Annotated in this window: 13 protein-coding genes; 1 reads left to right on the top strand and 12 read right to left on the bottom strand. The window is 46.5% G+C overall.

From position 1 onward, the window contains the following. Positions 1–67 precede the first annotated feature (67 nt). Positions 68–958, top strand: a complete 891-nt coding sequence (locus tag FBF61_RS00805; RefSeq protein ID WP_138475239.1) for a helix-turn-helix domain-containing protein — start codon at positions 68–70, stop codon at positions 956–958. A 15-nt stretch (positions 959–973) separates the two neighbouring features. On the opposite strand, the gene FBF61_RS00800 is transcribed toward FBF61_RS00805, so the two are convergent. From FBF61_RS00800 to FBF61_RS00750, 12 genes are all read right to left on the bottom strand, one after another. Next, positions 974–1351 (bottom strand): DUF983 domain-containing protein, encoded by a 378-nt coding sequence (locus FBF61_RS00800; protein WP_138475237.1) that lies wholly within the window; start codon positions 1349–1351, stop codon positions 974–976. A 167-nt stretch (positions 1352–1518) separates the two neighbouring features. Continuing rightward, positions 1519–2097: a chemotaxis protein CheB gene (locus FBF61_RS00795; protein ID WP_138475235.1), complete on the bottom strand. Its 579-nt coding sequence runs from the start codon at positions 2095–2097 to the stop codon at positions 1519–1521. Next, the gene (locus FBF61_RS00790; protein WP_138475233.1) at positions 2079–2885 is read right to left on the bottom strand and encodes a CheR family methyltransferase; all 807 of its coding nucleotides are present in this window, start codon (positions 2883–2885) and stop codon (positions 2079–2081) included. Before FBF61_RS00790 ends, FBF61_RS00795 begins: the two co-directional genes overlap by 19 nt. An 11-nt stretch (positions 2886–2896) precedes the next feature. After that, positions 2897–3262 (bottom strand): response regulator, encoded by a 366-nt coding sequence (locus tag FBF61_RS00785; RefSeq protein ID WP_138475231.1) that lies wholly within the window; start codon positions 3260–3262, stop codon positions 2897–2899. Positions 3263–3304: 42 nt separating this feature from the next. Next, positions 3305–6907 (bottom strand): response regulator, encoded by a 3603-nt coding sequence (locus FBF61_RS00780; RefSeq protein ID WP_138475229.1) that lies wholly within the window; start codon positions 6905–6907, stop codon positions 3305–3307. Positions 6908–6922: 15 nt separating this feature from the next. After that, the gene (locus FBF61_RS00775; RefSeq protein WP_138475226.1) at positions 6923–8518 is read right to left on the bottom strand and encodes a hybrid sensor histidine kinase/response regulator; all 1596 of its coding nucleotides are present in this window, start codon (positions 8516–8518) and stop codon (positions 6923–6925) included. Between the two features lie 232 nt (positions 8519–8750). Further along, entirely contained in the window at positions 8751–9020 is a 270-nt protein-coding gene (locus FBF61_RS00770) for a hypothetical protein (RefSeq protein WP_138475224.1), read from the bottom strand. A gap of 302 nt (positions 9021–9322) precedes the next feature. Continuing rightward, the gene (locus FBF61_RS00765; protein WP_138475222.1) at positions 9323–9895 is read right to left on the bottom strand and encodes a hypothetical protein; all 573 of its coding nucleotides are present in this window, start codon (positions 9893–9895) and stop codon (positions 9323–9325) included. Between the two features lie 89 nt (positions 9896–9984). After that, entirely contained in the window at positions 9985–10725 is a 741-nt protein-coding gene (locus tag FBF61_RS00760; RefSeq protein WP_138475220.1) for a DUF3891 family protein, read from the bottom strand. A 211-nt stretch (positions 10726–10936) separates the two neighbouring features. Beyond that, on the bottom strand, positions 10937–11113 hold the full coding sequence (locus FBF61_RS34415) for a hypothetical protein (protein WP_166444391.1): 177 nt from the start codon (positions 11111–11113) through the stop codon (positions 10937–10939). 81 nt (positions 11114–11194) lie between these two features. After that, complete coding sequence (locus FBF61_RS00755) at positions 11195–12376, bottom strand: THUMP domain-containing class I SAM-dependent RNA methyltransferase (protein ID WP_138475218.1); 1182 nt, start codon at positions 12374–12376, stop codon at positions 11195–11197. 65 nt (positions 12377–12441) lie between these two features. Then, positions 12442–14757: a DUF7133 domain-containing protein gene (locus FBF61_RS00750; RefSeq protein ID WP_138475216.1), complete on the bottom strand. Its 2316-nt coding sequence runs from the start codon at positions 14755–14757 to the stop codon at positions 12442–12444. Between the last annotated feature and the right edge of the window lie 68 nt (positions 14758–14825).

The following is a 14825-nucleotide window of genomic DNA, read 5'->3' as shown; positions in this document are numbered from 1 at the left end:
ATGCCCGCGGATGTGCAACCGGGATTAATGTTAAATTGCGAAAACAAAAGCAGCTTTAACACACAGTATGCAACATACTTTTCCCCGGCTAGATATCGGATCACTTTCCGACCATAAGGAAGAAGAGCTTATGATCAGCCGTTTTTCAGACTACCTGACCGAGCATCAAAACCTGTTTTTTCCGCACAGGCATAGCTTTTACCATGCAGTGCTGTTTACGGAAGGAGGCGGCAGTCACACCATTGATTTCAACCATTTTCCTGTCAATCCATATCAGATGTATTTTATGGCGCCAGGGCAGGTACATTCGTGGAATTTTGAAGGTAAGGTAGAAGGTTATGTCGTCAATTTTTCAGGTTCATTTTTTCAATCCTTCCTGCTCAAACCTGATTATCTCGAGACTTTTTCTTTCTTCAATGGTGTCACGGTTAACAGCGTTATAGGACTTTCCGAAAGCATAAGAGGGTTGATAGTCAGCCAATTTGAGGAGCTTCTGGTGGTAAATGCAAATGCAGGGCAGTTTCGGGAAGATATGATCAGGGTGTTACTGCTGCGGCTTTTTCTTACGATCGAGCAAAGTGATTCATTGGACAGAAAACACCAGCATTTTCATCACAACAATGCGGTGATCAGGAATTTTCAGAAGCTGATCGAGAAGAATTTTGTCGACCTTAAGCTACCGGGGGAGTATGCAGAACTCCTGCATGTGACGCCCAATCACCTCAATGCGCTCAGTAAGGAGCATCTGGGAAAGCAGGCGGGCGAACTGATCAGGAACAGGATTGTGCTGGAGGCAAAAAGGCTGCTGGTCAATCTTTCGCTCAGCGTGTCGGAAATAGCCTATACGCTCAATTTTAACGACAATTCCTACTTTACGAAGTTCTTCAAGAAGGAGGTAGGCATGACGCCGGAAGCATTCAGAGCCAAGTCTGCAAATGAGCCCGGCGGCACGGTGTAACGGATCCGTTGCAAATTATGGCTGAGGTTCTTCGGCCGGTGTGATAAAGAGCGCCAGCCAGGACCGCCGCGCCAATCTGTAAAAATAGGGTGTCAGAATGATCAGGACTGGAATGATGCTGATCAGGAAATAATCGAGATATTGTTCAAAAAAATTGACAAATATCAGAAAATAGATCACCATGAAAGCTACATAAAAAGCGTAGCTCATATACAATGCACCCTGATAAAATCCCGGCTCAGGCACAAGCCGTTCGCCACAATGCGGGCATTGTTTGTTCATTTTATCGAAGTTTCTCAGATTATATGCGCTTTTGGTAATAAAAAAATCACCTACACCGCACCTGGGGCATTTATTGAATAAAACGCTATACAGTTTACCTGGTTTTGCCATGACGGAAGTTGCTTAGAGGTTGTAACATGCAGCGTTAAAAACCTGCACATTTTAATTTGTATCAAATTTCCTTCAAAATACCATGTAAATGAAATACAAATACCACCTTTTATGGTAAAAATCAACGATTGTAAGTTTTATGATGAACCTGCGGCGAAGTTAAATGATCACAGGCGATTGATCAAATCTGCCATTTGCGTGATGTTCAGGATATAGTCCACGGAGGAATGCGTGATCGCATGGTGTGGCATAAATGGCATTTGCGCTGTTTCCGGATCCTGGACGATCGTTCGTCCTCCGGATGATTTAACGGATAAGAAACCTTTTGTGCCATCTTCATTAGCCCCGGAAAGGAGCAGGGCTACGGCAAGCCGGCCGTATACTTCCGCAACGGATTCGAAAGTAACGTCGATACTGGGGCGGCTGAAATTGACCTTTTCAGAATAATCCAGCGAAAAAGTAAAGTCTCTTTCGACCAGCAAATGATAGTCTGCCGGGGCAAGATATACATTACCGGGAAGGACCGGGTCTTTGTCCTCTACTTCTTTGACAGGGTTCTGGTTTTTGCTGGAAAGCACTTCGGATAGGGTGGAATCTGCCGAATTACGGCGATGCAATACCAGGATCACCGGGAAGGTCAGTGCCGGTTTGAGGATAGGCAACAGCTGGAACAATACCTGTAAACTGCCCGCAGAGCCCCCGATCACGAGAGCGCCGCAAGGCCGGTTTAAACTATCTTCTTCCATATTTTCTCACGATTCAACTGTTTGAAGTTGTGTTGTACCACCGAAAATTTGAGCGTCTCCTTCGTGCCCAGTGCCAGATACCCCAGAGAGCCAAGGCTTGCGTCAAACAATTTCAAAACCCTGTCTTGCAGGTCTTTGTCGAAATAGATCAGTACGTTTCGGCAGAGAATAAGATCAAACTCATTAAAGGAACCGTCGGATACAAGGTTGTGTGTTGAGATAATGATCTTTTCAGCCAGTGACTGGTCAAATTTCGCCTGTCCGTAATTGGCTGTGTAGTAAGTAGAAAAATCATTTACGCCTCCGGAAGCAATGTAGCTTTCAGAATATTGTTTCATCTGGTTCAGCGGAAAAATACCTTTGCGTACTTTTTCAAGCACTGTGGGATTCAGGTCGGTTGCATAGAGCAGCGACTTGCGCAGAAGATTGGCTTCTTTCAGCAGAATGGCCAGCGAATAAACCTCTTCACCGGTGGAACATCCCGCATGCCAGACACGGATAAATGGTTTGGTACCCAGTACCGGCAGGATATCCTCTCTCAGTGACTTATAAAATGAAGGGTCGCGGAACATCTCCGTCACGTTCACCGTAATTTCCTCAACAAACCTTTTCAGGTACGCTTCGTCTGTTCTGACTTTATAACGCAGCTCCGCAAAACTGGGAAATTTGTCAATTGAACACAGCCTCACAATACGTCTTTTAAGTGACGCCCGGGAATAATTCGTGAAGTCATATCCGTAAAGATCGAATAAGTCAGTCAGCAACAAATCTATATCTTCATCCTCCACATTTCGATCTGTTAAATATCCTTGAGCAGATTCAATAGCTTCTCTACATCAATGGGTTTGGAGATATAATCGTCGGCGCCCGCTGCGAGGCACTTTTCCTTATCCCCGACCATCGCCTGCGCGGTCACGGCATATACTGGCGTGTCTTTTCTGTTTTCCAGTCCTTTTATCAGTGGAATTGCCTCATAGCCATCCATTTCCGGCATCATCATGTCGATCAGGATGGCATCTACTTTTTCTTCTGTTTTAAGTAATTCCAATGCCTCCAGTGCACCGGAGCATGATATGCAGTCAAAAGATTTTGCTCTTAAAGTGGCTTTCAGTGCAAAAATATTTCGGGCATCGTCGTCAATGATCAGTACCTGTTTCTTGTCCATTTAGGGCATCCTTCCGGCTGTTATTGTGATGTAAGTTCATGTCTAGTATTTCTCATAAAGCCATACTCTCAGCAGTGACATCAGCTGATCAATATCCACCGGCTTGGTAATATAGTCAGATGCTCCGGCATTGATGCACTTTTCCCGGTCGCCGGTCATGGCTTTGGCGGTGACCGCTATCACTGGCAGGTTTTTCCACTGGTAATTATCGCGGATTCTCCTGGCTGTTTCATAACCGTCCATTCTGGGCATCATCATATCCAGCAGCACCACGTCCACGTCCGGACTTTCCTGTAATTTCTGCAAAGCTTCTTTACCGTCAAGAGCGGTAATCACATTCATTTTATAGTTTTCCAGCGACTTTGTCAGGGAAAAAATGTTCCTGACGTCATCGTCTGCGATCAGGACGGTTTTGCCGTTCAGGATTTCTCCCAGGCCACCGAGCTTTTTGCTGTCGGCGGATTTGCCGGGCGTTTTTTTATTTTCTTCCACCACATGCAGGAACAGAGAAACTTCGTCCAGCATTCTCTGGTAAGAATGCGCCGTTTTTACAATGATAGAGTCCGCATACTGCTTGATCCGCAGCTCCTCTGACATAGAAAGGCTTTTCCCTGTAAAAATAATGATCGGGATATTTTCAAAACCAGGATTCTTTTTTGCTTCCTCCAGCGTTTCGTATGCCTTTTTATCGGGTATGCCCATATCCAGGATCACGCAGTCCACTTCGTTATTTTTTAAAGCTTCAATTCCCGTGTTAATATCGCTTTTCAGCTCGGAATTGATATTGTAGGTGCCCAGGTAATAGGCAAGCGCTTTCGCGTGCATGGAATTGTCTTCCAGGATCAGTACTTTCTTGGTTTTCCGGCTGATCACATATTCTATTTTTTCAAAAATCTCCTGCATCTTCTCGAGGGCAACGGGTTTGTCAATAAAATCCACCGCACCTTTCAGGAGGCTTTCATTCTTCATCCTGTGCGATGACATGATGTGCACAGGAATGTGCCGGGTCTCATTGTTTTGTTTCAAACGGTCCATCACTTCCCAGCCGCTGAGTACAGGAAGCTGGATATCCAGTAAAATACCCATCGGCTTAAAAGTCGCCGCCAGTTTCAGGCCTTCGTCCCCACGCACGGCAACCACACCTTTGTAACCCTGTTTTCTTGTAAAATCCAGAAGTGACTTGGCAAAAAGCGTATCGTCTTCAATGACCAGAATGACCCTGTCATCTTCTCTGATATCACCTCTGTCGTCGGCAACGCTTTCAGGAATGATCGTGCTGATAAAACGCGGATCGGCTTCGGGCAGCTTGGCCGCAGGCTGCTCCTCAAGCTGGCTCACGAAAAAATTACGTGGCCCCTGCTCCTCGCCGCCGGGCGAAGGGGAAATAGGTATGAACAGCGTAAACTCGCTCCCTTCATTGACGACACTTGTGAGTGATATTTCCCCGCCCAGGAGTTTTGCCAGTTCTCGGCTGATCGACAACCCGAGTCCGGTCCCGCCGTATTTTCGCTTGGTAGAGCCGTCGGCCTGCTGAAATGCCTCAAATATGTGCTGCTGCTTTTCAGGGGCTACGCCGATACCTGTGTCCCTTACCGAAAAGCAGAGGGTGTTTTCATGGCCCGAATGCAGCTTGATATTAAGCTTGACGGATCCGATTGAAGTAAATTTCAGTGCGTTGGAAATCAGGTTTTTAAGGATCTGTTCCAGCCTCATTTTATCCGTTTCAATGATTGCGGGCACCGAATTTTCCGTCAGAACGGTGAACTCCAGGCCTTTGTCGCGGGCAACCGGCGTAAACAATGCCTTAAGGTCTTCACCGATTTCTTTGATGGACACCTGTACATATTCCAGTTCCATCTTACCAGCCTCGATCTTCGATAAATCAAGGATTTCGTCGATCAGGCCCAGCAAACCGTTGCCTGACGACTGTATTACAGTAGCATATTCGATTTGCTCGCTGCTGAGGTTTTTCTCATCATTTTCCGACAATAACCGGCTTAGCAGCAGGATCGAGTTCAGAGGTGTGCGGAGTTCATGCGACATATTGGCGAGGAACTCTGATTTGTACCGGGTGGTTAGTTCAAGTTCTTCTGCTTTTTTGATTATCTCAATGTTTTTCTCTTCGAGCAGGCTGCTCCTTTCCTCCAGCTCTTCGTTAGTTTGCTGCAGTTCTTCCTGCTGTACGCGCAGCTCTTCTTCGGATGCCTGCAATTTTTGAGACTGTGCTTCCAGCTCTGAATTTAGGTTTTCCAGCTCATTATGCTGGGTTTGCAGCTCTTCGGACTGTGCTTGCGTTTCTTCGAGGAAATTCTGTAGCTTCAGATAGTCGAGGGCAGAATTCACACCTGTCGATATGATCTCAAGATTATCCTGCAAGTATTGTAATTCAACAGGGTCGGGATGTTTCAGGAAACCCAGCTCGATGACCCCTATGCATTCGTAAGCGTAGGTCAGCGGAAGAATAACCAATGTAGTCGGCTTGGTCTGTCCCAGGGAGGAGCCGATCGCGATGTAATTTTCGGGCACATTCTGAACGATCAGTGTCTTGTTATTTTTGATAACTTCTCCTGCCAGTCCTTCGCCTGCAGTGATATAAGCCGGTGCATTTCTGGCGGCGAACGAGGCCGTGAGCTTGAAATTCCAGTCTTTGTCAATAATATAAAAAGTACCCACCGGAGCTTTTACATAGCTCGTAATAGCGCTGATGATGTTGGAAGCCAGCTGACTGAGCACTCTTTCACCCCTGATCGCGTCGCTCAGCAGCACTGTGCCGGTCTGCAGCCAGTTTTTGGTGTGAAGATCATTGAAGGTTTGCTGCAGTGACCCGGTCATGGCATTGAGGGCAAAAGAAATGCGGCCCAGCTCATCTTCATTTTCGTCCTCACTTCTAGCCGAATAGTCTCCCGAAGAAACCTGCCGGGTAACCTGCTCGATATGATTGATCCGTTTTTCGGTTTCTTCATATTTTTCAACCTCTAATCTCTGCTGGGCTATCCGTTTGCCCATATCATTCCGGATACGCATGTAAGCAAAAATGGTGATGAAAATGGAAATCAAAGCAGCGATAACCAGCAGAACCGGTGTGTATTTGATATACAACAACTGCTGCTCCAGACGGCTGGCCAGCATATTTTTCTCCTCGTCCTTGATCCTGTTCATGATCAGCCGAAGATCATCCATGATCTTTTTTCCCTTGAGCATCTCGGCGAGGCGTTCCTCGGAGTTCACGGCTATTACGGGATTTTTCTTTGTCATATCGATGATGCGCTGCATCTGGCCAAACTTTGCTTCATACAATGCTTTGGCTTCCCGAAGGTTCCTTTGCTGAGCAGGATTATCGGCGGTCAGTTCTACAAGGTTGCCATGGCTGTTGGTAATTTTTTCATAGGCCCCGGTATATGGTTCCAGAAAGTTGGCATCGGCGGTGAGCAAATATCCACGCTGACCGGTTTCGGCATCCTTTACATAAGAGATAATGCTTTCCGCCTCAATGAGGACCTCGTTGGTATGGTTAACCAGTTCGGAATTGTTGATAAGCTTTTGGGTACTGTAATACGAAGCCAGTAAGCTGAAAATCAGAAGTAATATTGAAAAAGAGAATACAATCTGAAGTTGCTGGATAATAGAATCTGAAGTTTTTTTCATTGGAGGTAAAGTATTCTAATTTTCTATACGTTTTTGGGTGAGCGCGCCTTCCTGATTCACGGGTAAAATGAGCAGGAATTTGGCCCCTTTATTTTCAATACTCTGGGCTGAAATCAACCCATTGTGTTTATCCATGATCTTTTTTGCTATCGCCAGGCCGATACCCGTGCCTTCATAGCTATTGAGGTTATTGAGCCTCTGAAAAATAACAAAGATCCGGTCGAGGAATTTCTCATCGAAACCGATACCATTGTCTTGAATGATGATCCGGCAAAACTGGCCGTCGGGATCCGCCGGGGCGTCAGCTTCCCTCGTTTTTATCATTTCGGCAGAGATCTTTATAACGGGCGGCACGTCCGGCTTGGAGAACTTCAGCGCATTGCTGATCAGGTTCTGGAATACCTGCCTGATCTGGCTGGGAATGGTATCGATTACCGGCAATGCGTCCATTGTGATCTTGGCCTGTTTGTCCACGATCACTTCATCGAAGTCCTGAAGTAGCTCTTCTACAAGCGCCCGCAGGTCAGTTGGCTGGAAATAGGCCTTCACCGAAAGCCGGGAATAGTCGAGCAGGTCACTGATCAACCGTGACATGCGAGCCGAAGAGTTGATGGACCTGTTGAGGTAAGAAGCGGCCTCCGGGTTTTCGTTCAGGTATTTGTCCATCACCAGGTTGTTGAACGTCTGGATCTTACGCAGAGGTTCTTTCAGGTCATGGGACACTACCCAGGCGAATTGCTGCAACTCGTGGTTGGTCGTTTCAAGTTCGGAATTTTTATCAAGAAGCTCTCTTGTGCGAAGCTCAACCTTATGTTCCAGCAGTTCGTTGGCTATTTTCTGCTGATGGATATCTGTGAAAGTTCCGACCCACCTGATGATGATCCCATTTTGAAGTACAGGAATGATCTTTAATAAAAAATACCGGTATTCTTGTGTTTCGAGTTGTTTCAGCCGCACATCGCTGGAAAATTCCACGCCTTCTTCGAAATGTTTCTCCCACCTTTCGCAAACATTGTCATCGGGATGTGTCTCGGGAAATGCCGTCGCGTCGTGCGAATATTGGAACCAGTGCTCGTTTACGTATTCGATACGGGAGTTTACGGATATTGTAAACGCGATCTGCGGCAGGGATTCGAGTATAAAATGCAACTCCTGCATGCGCACGGCGAGCTCTTCCTGCGCCTGTTTTCTGATTTCAATTTCAGTCTGGAGGGAGTTCTGAATCGCTTTCAGCTCTTGTTGCTGTTCAAAAAGCTTGCAGAATGTCTTGACCTTGAGCAACAAAATATCAGTATCTACCGGCTTGGTCAGGTAATCTATACCACCGGAAGAATAACCTTTTGTAATAAATTTCTTTTCTTTGTTTACCGCAGAGAGAAAAATAATGGGGGTGTCTTTGGCCTTGCTGAAGCCGGCAATAGCCTCGGCCACCTCAAATCCATCCATGCCGGGCATCTGTACATCCAGGATGATGACAGAATAACTGTTGTTCAGGATTTTCTTCAAAGCCTCCTCACCAGATTCCGCGCTGTCCGTTTTGAAGTTATGTAGTTCCAGGATTTTTTTTAACGGGAGGATATTTTCCGGTCTGTCGTCGACAATCAGAATCATAGTAAATCGTACAAAATTATCATAGCTGTTTTCGGATTACTGAGCTGGTCGACAACAGTTTTTCAATTACCGTCATCCATCCATTTTACAGATTCGTTGATGTGGGTCTGTGCGAAAACAAGCGATTCACAGAGTAAGTGTGCACATAGTGCATAGGTGAGTGTGTGTAAACCCAGTTCTGTTTAAAAGAATTGTACCAAAAATAGTTCAGATCGCGGAATAGCCTAATTTTTCAAGATGGCAGTTCCTGGATAGATTGTCCGACCAGAAGTTTCAATTCTTCCACCCATTTCTGGATTGTGATCATAGGGTGTATAAACGGCGTCTCGAAATCTTCCGCAATGGAAGTCTTTTCCTTTGTTTTTACAAAATCAATGATTGCGTTCACCAGGTGTTCCTTGGAAGAATCATATTCGGTGTCTTCGTTCATCTCACTCACTTCATCGAGAAATGATAAAATTTCTGCTAATAACGCTTTGCTAAAATGCTTTTGATCAGTCATCTTGAACTGGGATTAAAATGTTAATGGCAGCCTGGCGCGGTTTCTGGCGTTCAGCAATAAACGTTTCGGTTGTGACTTTTTTCATTAGTTCAGCATAACAATGCATCCGGGTTAAGGTCGTAGCGTACGTCGTGGCAATTTTACCAAATCTGTTCCACTTGTCGTACCCGGCCTCGTGTTTTCTGTCAAAAATATTTTGGTCGTACAGCAGTGTTTATCCCATACAATTCAAATCTTGCAGTGCGAATTGCCCGGTTGGGGAAAATCTTCCCAGGGGTGTGTAACCCGCTAGTCAGGATCGCTCACAGGTTCCTGATCTTGATTTTGATTTCCTGGGGAGCGGTTTCATCTCCGCCAAAATAGGGGAGCAGTTTATATGCGACGCCCACGCCGCCTGAGCAGTGTCTCGGCATAGCAGTTTCGACGCCCCGGTGAGTGAAGATATAGGAGTTTTCGCGAAGCTCGATCTTGCAGCTTGTAATTTCATTGATCTCCGCGGTGCCCAGCTCCCGTTCCTGGCGCTGTCCATTCACATAAACGTAGGCATACATACGAAGGGCACCTTCCCGCCAGTTCCATCCGAAACGTGCGCTGTTTTGTTGATGCTGCGAACTGCAGTCTGAAAAGCCCATCAGTTTATTGATATCATTTTGATTTTCAGGAATTTTCGTTTTGTATACACAGCTGCTGTCAAACAGGACCTGAAAACGCATGGAACTGGACGTGAAAAGTGAGCTGACGTTGTTACTGACTTCATGTTCTCCTGACCGGATCGTGTATGTAATAAAATCGTCGCCGAAACCCGGGGTATTGCCCAGCCACTCGCAGGAAGTTGTGGAAAGGAATATCAAAATGCACAAAATGAATATTCTCATACGGCTGGTTGCTTTTCGGGAGGAAAACGGCTTGTGGTGCCGTCAGCTACTGAACGAAGACCCGGCATGAAAAATTGAATTCCCGGATTTCAACTTTCAGCATTTTCCTGTTTTGCTACCATATAGGTATGCTGGGTAACCGGGGCCTCTTTTAATTTATTCCGAAATTCCCGTACGTCCTTAAATTTTAACTGCGGCACGAGCTTCGATTCATACCTGATTTCGAAATGATCATTTTCAAAAGGCCAGGGTTCGACGATCAGTTTTTTGTTGTCCGCACTGTGCAACTGGTAATGCTGGTCACCATTGCCGCTGCTGATTTCAATTTTGCGGTTTTCAGGTTGTATCAGCTGTTGGCAGATCAGCAGCGAAAAAGCATCGCACCATTGCAGGATGCTGTATGCTTTTGAGATTTCTTCTGCAGATATACCGGCTTCTTTCAGCCATTTCTTATCTGCTTTTTCTAATTCTTTACAAAACAGTAAAGCCTTTTTATCATTCGTTGCTTTGTACAAAAACTGTATATGGCGGGATGTCAGAAGGGCAATGTACCGGCTCTTGGATAATGCCAGCTGCATCAGTTCCTCACATTTATCCTTCTCGAACCTGCGCATTTTGAAGTTCAAAGGCCCACCGTTTTCATTGAGTAGTATGTCGTCGTTATAAAATTCGTTGAAAGCGTCGTCATGCTCTGTCGTCGCGATAATTGTTTCTACCCAGCGGTCAGGGCAGAGGTCTTTTTTCCAATGAAAGCAAATTTGCCCGGCCAGCAGTCCGTGCGCCCTCTGAGAAATGATTTGCCACCCGTTTTCCTGATAATTGACTACCATGTATTTATAATTTGGCGCGATTGAAGTTAGTTAGGCGTTTGTTAACATCAGTTAAGCCTAGTCTTAGTCAGGCGGTTGAAAACTAAACCTAACTAAAACTAGGCCTAACCGGAGATACTTTTCAGGCACAAAAAAAGGAGCCTAGCAACCGAAATCGAATTTCGTGCAGGGCTCCTTCTAATTTAGAAAACAATATTTTAAGCAGCTTTAACTATTGTTCTTGCTGTTGTTTTCCCGAACTGCGATGCTCTTTCTGATTATTAGTGATGTGGTTTCCCTTCACCATCTCTTCCTCTTTGTGCCTGCTATCCAGGTTGTCCTTGTTTTCAGTACGTGATTTGGAAACTTGATGTTGTTGCAAATTCCCCGATTTTTGTGACTGCTTCATGACATTTAAAATATTGGTTCTGTCATGTAAAGTATAAATATTATGCCAGTCTGATCGGATGTTCCAGTCTGGTCCGGGAAGTCAGAACGGGCCAACGACAATCTCACGCCTTGTTCCTTCATAAAGTTCGTATTCCAGCAGCCTGCAGTCGATTTTACTGGTATAAAACTCAATTCTGCGTTTTGCTTTAAGTCCGATTTTCTTTGCCAGGTCAAGGTTGCCGGTGAATACATAGCCGTAATAACCGCCGCATTTTTGTTTCATAAAATCCCCGATTCGGGCATAGGTTTCTTCAAGTTCTCCGATTTCTCCCAAACGGTCCCCGTATTCCGGGTTGATAAAAAAGACACCCTTATTGATCTGTGGTACCAAAGTATCCGCAAAATCGCAAACCTCAAATTCGATCATATCCGCAACGCCTGCGGCAATCGCGTTTTTTCGCGCGTTTGCTATGGCGACGTTGCTGTAATCGGTGGCTATGATTTTCAGGTCCGGTATAGCTATGATCTGCTCTTCCAATTTGTCCTGCTCGGCGTAATATACTTCCTGATCATACCCCAGCAAATGCATGAAAGCATAGTTATCACGGAAAAGTCCTGGCCGGCTGTTGGTAGCGATCAGCGCGGCTTCGATCGCCAGCGTCCCGGACCCACACATCGGATTTACAAATGATGAGGTTTTGTTCCACCGGCTTGCCAGTATGGTTGCTGCCGCCAACGCCTCCAGCATCGGCGCCCTGCCGGGTATTTTCCGGTAACCATGACGGGCGAGCGAATCGCCGGAAGTATCTATAAAAGCCTCTGCATATTCGTTTTTCCAGAAAAGGTGTACTACTGCGCCTGTGAGCTCGGAACCCGTGGAGGGCCGCGTGCCTTTCTTTTCACGGAACCTGTCCACGATCGCGTCCTTGACCCGCAGGTTCGCAAACATGCTGTTGTTGATCGAAGGATGCTGGACGTTGCTGGTCACTGAAAAGTAACCGGGATCGGGCAGGATATCCTCCCAGGCAATATTTGAAAAATGCTTGTAAACGTCGTCGGGATGGTCGGCTTTGAAAGATCCGAGACTGTAAAGAACCTGGCTTGCGCAGTAGAGATTCAGGTTAAGCCGGATGCAGTCGTTGATGGTTCCTTTTGTGCGGATACCCGTAATGAAAGCTTCCTCAACATCAAATCCCAAGTCTTTAACTTCCTGTTCCAGGTAAGGAGCGAGGCGTTTGTGGCAGGTAACAATGACCGGGGCGGGAGTGGTGTAAAAGGACATATGGTGTCAAAAGATGAATTCAGGCAGCGAAATTAGGGCTTTCCCTGAATTCATCCGTCTTGCCATTAAATATTATTCAGCTCCGACTCAGTAAAAGCCTTTTGTCGTCCGCTTAGTTTTTGTCTTGTTTTAACTACTTCCTCAGTGGTTACCTTCTCGGCATTGTTGCGCCAGGATTTACGGATAAAGCTCAGCAACTCAGCGATGTCTTCACTTGGCATATCCGGATCGTAGCCGATGCCAGGCATATCGCCACTCACTTCCGGGGTCTGGTATACATGTCCGTTCACCTTTACCGGCCCGGTTAACCCGAACAGCACAATGGATATTAGTTTCTCCTTATTTCCCGTCACCCATTCCGACTGGTTCAGCGGAGGGGCCAGTGATTTTACCCCGCTTCCGTCAGGTCCGTGGCAGGTCTGGCATACAGATGTGAAAAGGGCTTCTCCTTTCGGGAATTCCTTTTTAAGCAGTTCCGGGTTGCGGTTTGCCTGCGCGCTTCTTACGGTTGTTATGATGCGCTGCAGTTGTTTGGAAAAGGTAGTGCTTTCTGTCGGAAGCAAAGGAGAAACTTCATTCATGAATATTTCCTCCCTGTCGTGCAAATTGCTGATCACCGCGTCGGCTACATATCTGTTGCTTGGATATTTGGTCGCGAGCCGGACGAGCAGGGTGTTGGCGGCAGGCTGGTCAAAAGTCTCGATGTTTTTACAAAGAAATGCAATGCAAGGCGCTGCTATACTGTCATTTTCATTGATCATTGTCTCAAATGCCGATGCGAAAACTTTGTACGACGTCGGCGTTATGACAGACGGTGTCGCGGCAAATGCCTGCATACGCAATGGCCAGTTAGGTAGTTTCATCAACGCCAATACCTCTTCGGTCCGTAGGGAATTGAGTCCTTCCAGCGTCCATAGTGCATGGCTTGCGAGGATCGGATCTGCGGTTTGCCTGAGCGCTTCACGGAGAGCTGGCAGTGTCTGATTGTATTTACCGTCGATCAGCTTTTGCTGTGCCCTGTCGCGTACCCAACCGTTTGGATGGCTGAGCAGTTTCACAAGCCGGCTGGCATCGTCCGGGATGAGCAGCGGCTGGGTTTTTGCCCCCTTGGGGACAATTTTGTAAATCCGGCCGCAGGAAAGCGGCTGTGTAAGCTCCCTTTTTCCGATCTGGGATTTCAGGTACGGTGTCAGATATGTTTTATGCTGGATGATCCCACGGTACATATCCAGGATATACATTGCTCCGTCGGGTGCATTGTACAGGCTTACAGGCCTGAAACGCTCGTCTGTGCTGGCGAGGAATTCTTTTCCTTTATACGCTTGTTCACCTTTTACTACAATGCCTTTTTCGCCCGGCAAATTGCGTTTGATCAGGTTTGCGGATGGTTCCGGTACAAATGAATTGGATTCGTATGCTTCGCCAAACAGGTCGCCGCGGTAAACGACCGGTGCTGCGGCAGCGGTAAATTCATTGAGGCGAAGGCTGTCGTCCAGAATGCCCTTCATATAACCGCGGTTTACACCCGGAGTGGGGTGGATCGGGTAAACCTTATTGTTGGCAACCGTTTTTTCATTAAAACCTGCTACTCCTTTCTGGTTTTTGTTGCCTGCGCCCAGTCCCGGCGGAAAGTAATCTCCGAGCAGGTTCTGTGAATTGTTATTGTAGTATAAACGCCCGTAATTATCCTGACTGATTCCCCACTGCCCGCGGAAATGGGTATGTTCGATCAGCCATTTTTCTCCTTTTCTCCGGTAACGTTTGTCTGATTTGGCATTATAAATCCAGTTATCCATGGCGCGCAGCAGGCCGTTGGGCTGGTGCTCTACATTGCCGCCCTCGGTGTATTTGCCGTCCACAAGTGTCCGTTTTCCGGCCTTGCCGTTTTTTAATTCGTAAAACCAAAGATTGGTTGGTTCAGCTACGAGAATACCGTTTTCGATCAGGCAAATTGCCCGTGGCAATACAAGTGAGTCGATGATGACGGTTCGCTGATCGTACACACCGTCTTTATCTTTGTCTTCCAGCATCACGATGTTTCCGTTCGGGATATCTTCGCCGGTGCCGACGGTATCGGGCATATATCCGACCATTTCTACCACCCACATTCTTGCCAGATCATCAAAAACCATAGCAACCGGGGCACTGACCAGCGGTTCCGCGGCCACCAGCTTCACTTCAAACCCTTCCTCAACCTGCATTTTTTTGATGGCCTCTTCCCCCGGAATAATCGGAGATGTCACCGCCTGAGGATGCTGCACTTCCTGTTTTACGGTTTCTGCAGCTACCGGTTGTTTGGAAATGGTTTGTTTATTGGTTTTGCAATAAATTAACGTGAAAGAAATGGTCAGAAAAAGAAGGGAATAACGGTACTTTTTCATGTTAGAAGTTTGTCTGTCATTAAATTGGTAGATAGGAGTGACCTCCGGCATTTCGGGGTTTTCGCAAG

Origin of the sequence: Dyadobacter bucti, assembly GCF_005869225.1 — a bacterium.
GTDB lineage: Bacteria > Bacteroidota > Bacteroidia > Cytophagales > Spirosomataceae > Dyadobacter > Dyadobacter bucti.
The sequence above is the reverse complement of the archived record's forward strand: the minus strand, read 5'-3'. Positions and strand labels throughout refer to the sequence as shown.

Bases quoted from the DNA above. Each gene is read 5' to 3' on its own strand.
- FBF61_RS00805 (WP_138475239.1), top strand. From the start codon at position 68: ATGCAACATACTTTTCCCCGGCTAGATATCGGATCACTTTCCGACCAT.
- FBF61_RS00800 (WP_138475237.1), bottom strand. From the start codon at position 1,351: ATGGCAAAACCAGGTAAACTGTATAGCGTTTTATTCAATAAATGCCCC.
- FBF61_RS00795 (WP_138475235.1), bottom strand. From the start codon at position 2,097: ATGGAAGAAGATAGTTTAAACCGGCCTTGCGGCGCTCTCGTGATCGGG.
- FBF61_RS00785 (WP_138475231.1), bottom strand. From the start codon at position 3,262: ATGGACAAGAAACAGGTACTGATCATTGACGACGATGCCCGAAATATT.
- FBF61_RS00780 (WP_138475229.1), bottom strand. From the start codon at position 6,907: ATGAAAAAAACTTCAGATTCTATTATCCAGCAACTTCAGATTGTATTC.
- FBF61_RS00775 (WP_138475226.1), bottom strand. From the start codon at position 8,518: ATGATTCTGATTGTCGACGACAGACCGGAAAATATCCTCCCGTTAAAA.
- FBF61_RS00770 (WP_138475224.1), bottom strand. From the start codon at position 9,020: ATGACTGATCAAAAGCATTTTAGCAAAGCGTTATTAGCAGAAATTTTA.
- FBF61_RS00765 (WP_138475222.1), bottom strand. From the start codon at position 9,895: ATGAGAATATTCATTTTGTGCATTTTGATATTCCTTTCCACAACTTCC.
- FBF61_RS00760 (WP_138475220.1), bottom strand. From the start codon at position 10,725: ATGGTAGTCAATTATCAGGAAAACGGGTGGCAAATCATTTCTCAGAGG.
- FBF61_RS34415 (WP_166444391.1), bottom strand. From the start codon at position 11,113: ATGAAGCAGTCACAAAAATCGGGGAATTTGCAACAACATCAAGTTTCC.
- FBF61_RS00755 (WP_138475218.1), bottom strand. From the start codon at position 12,376: ATGTCCTTTTACACCACTCCCGCCCCGGTCATTGTTACCTGCCACAAA.
- FBF61_RS00750 (WP_138475216.1), bottom strand. From the start codon at position 14,757: ATGAAAAAGTACCGTTATTCCCTTCTTTTTCTGACCATTTCTTTCACG.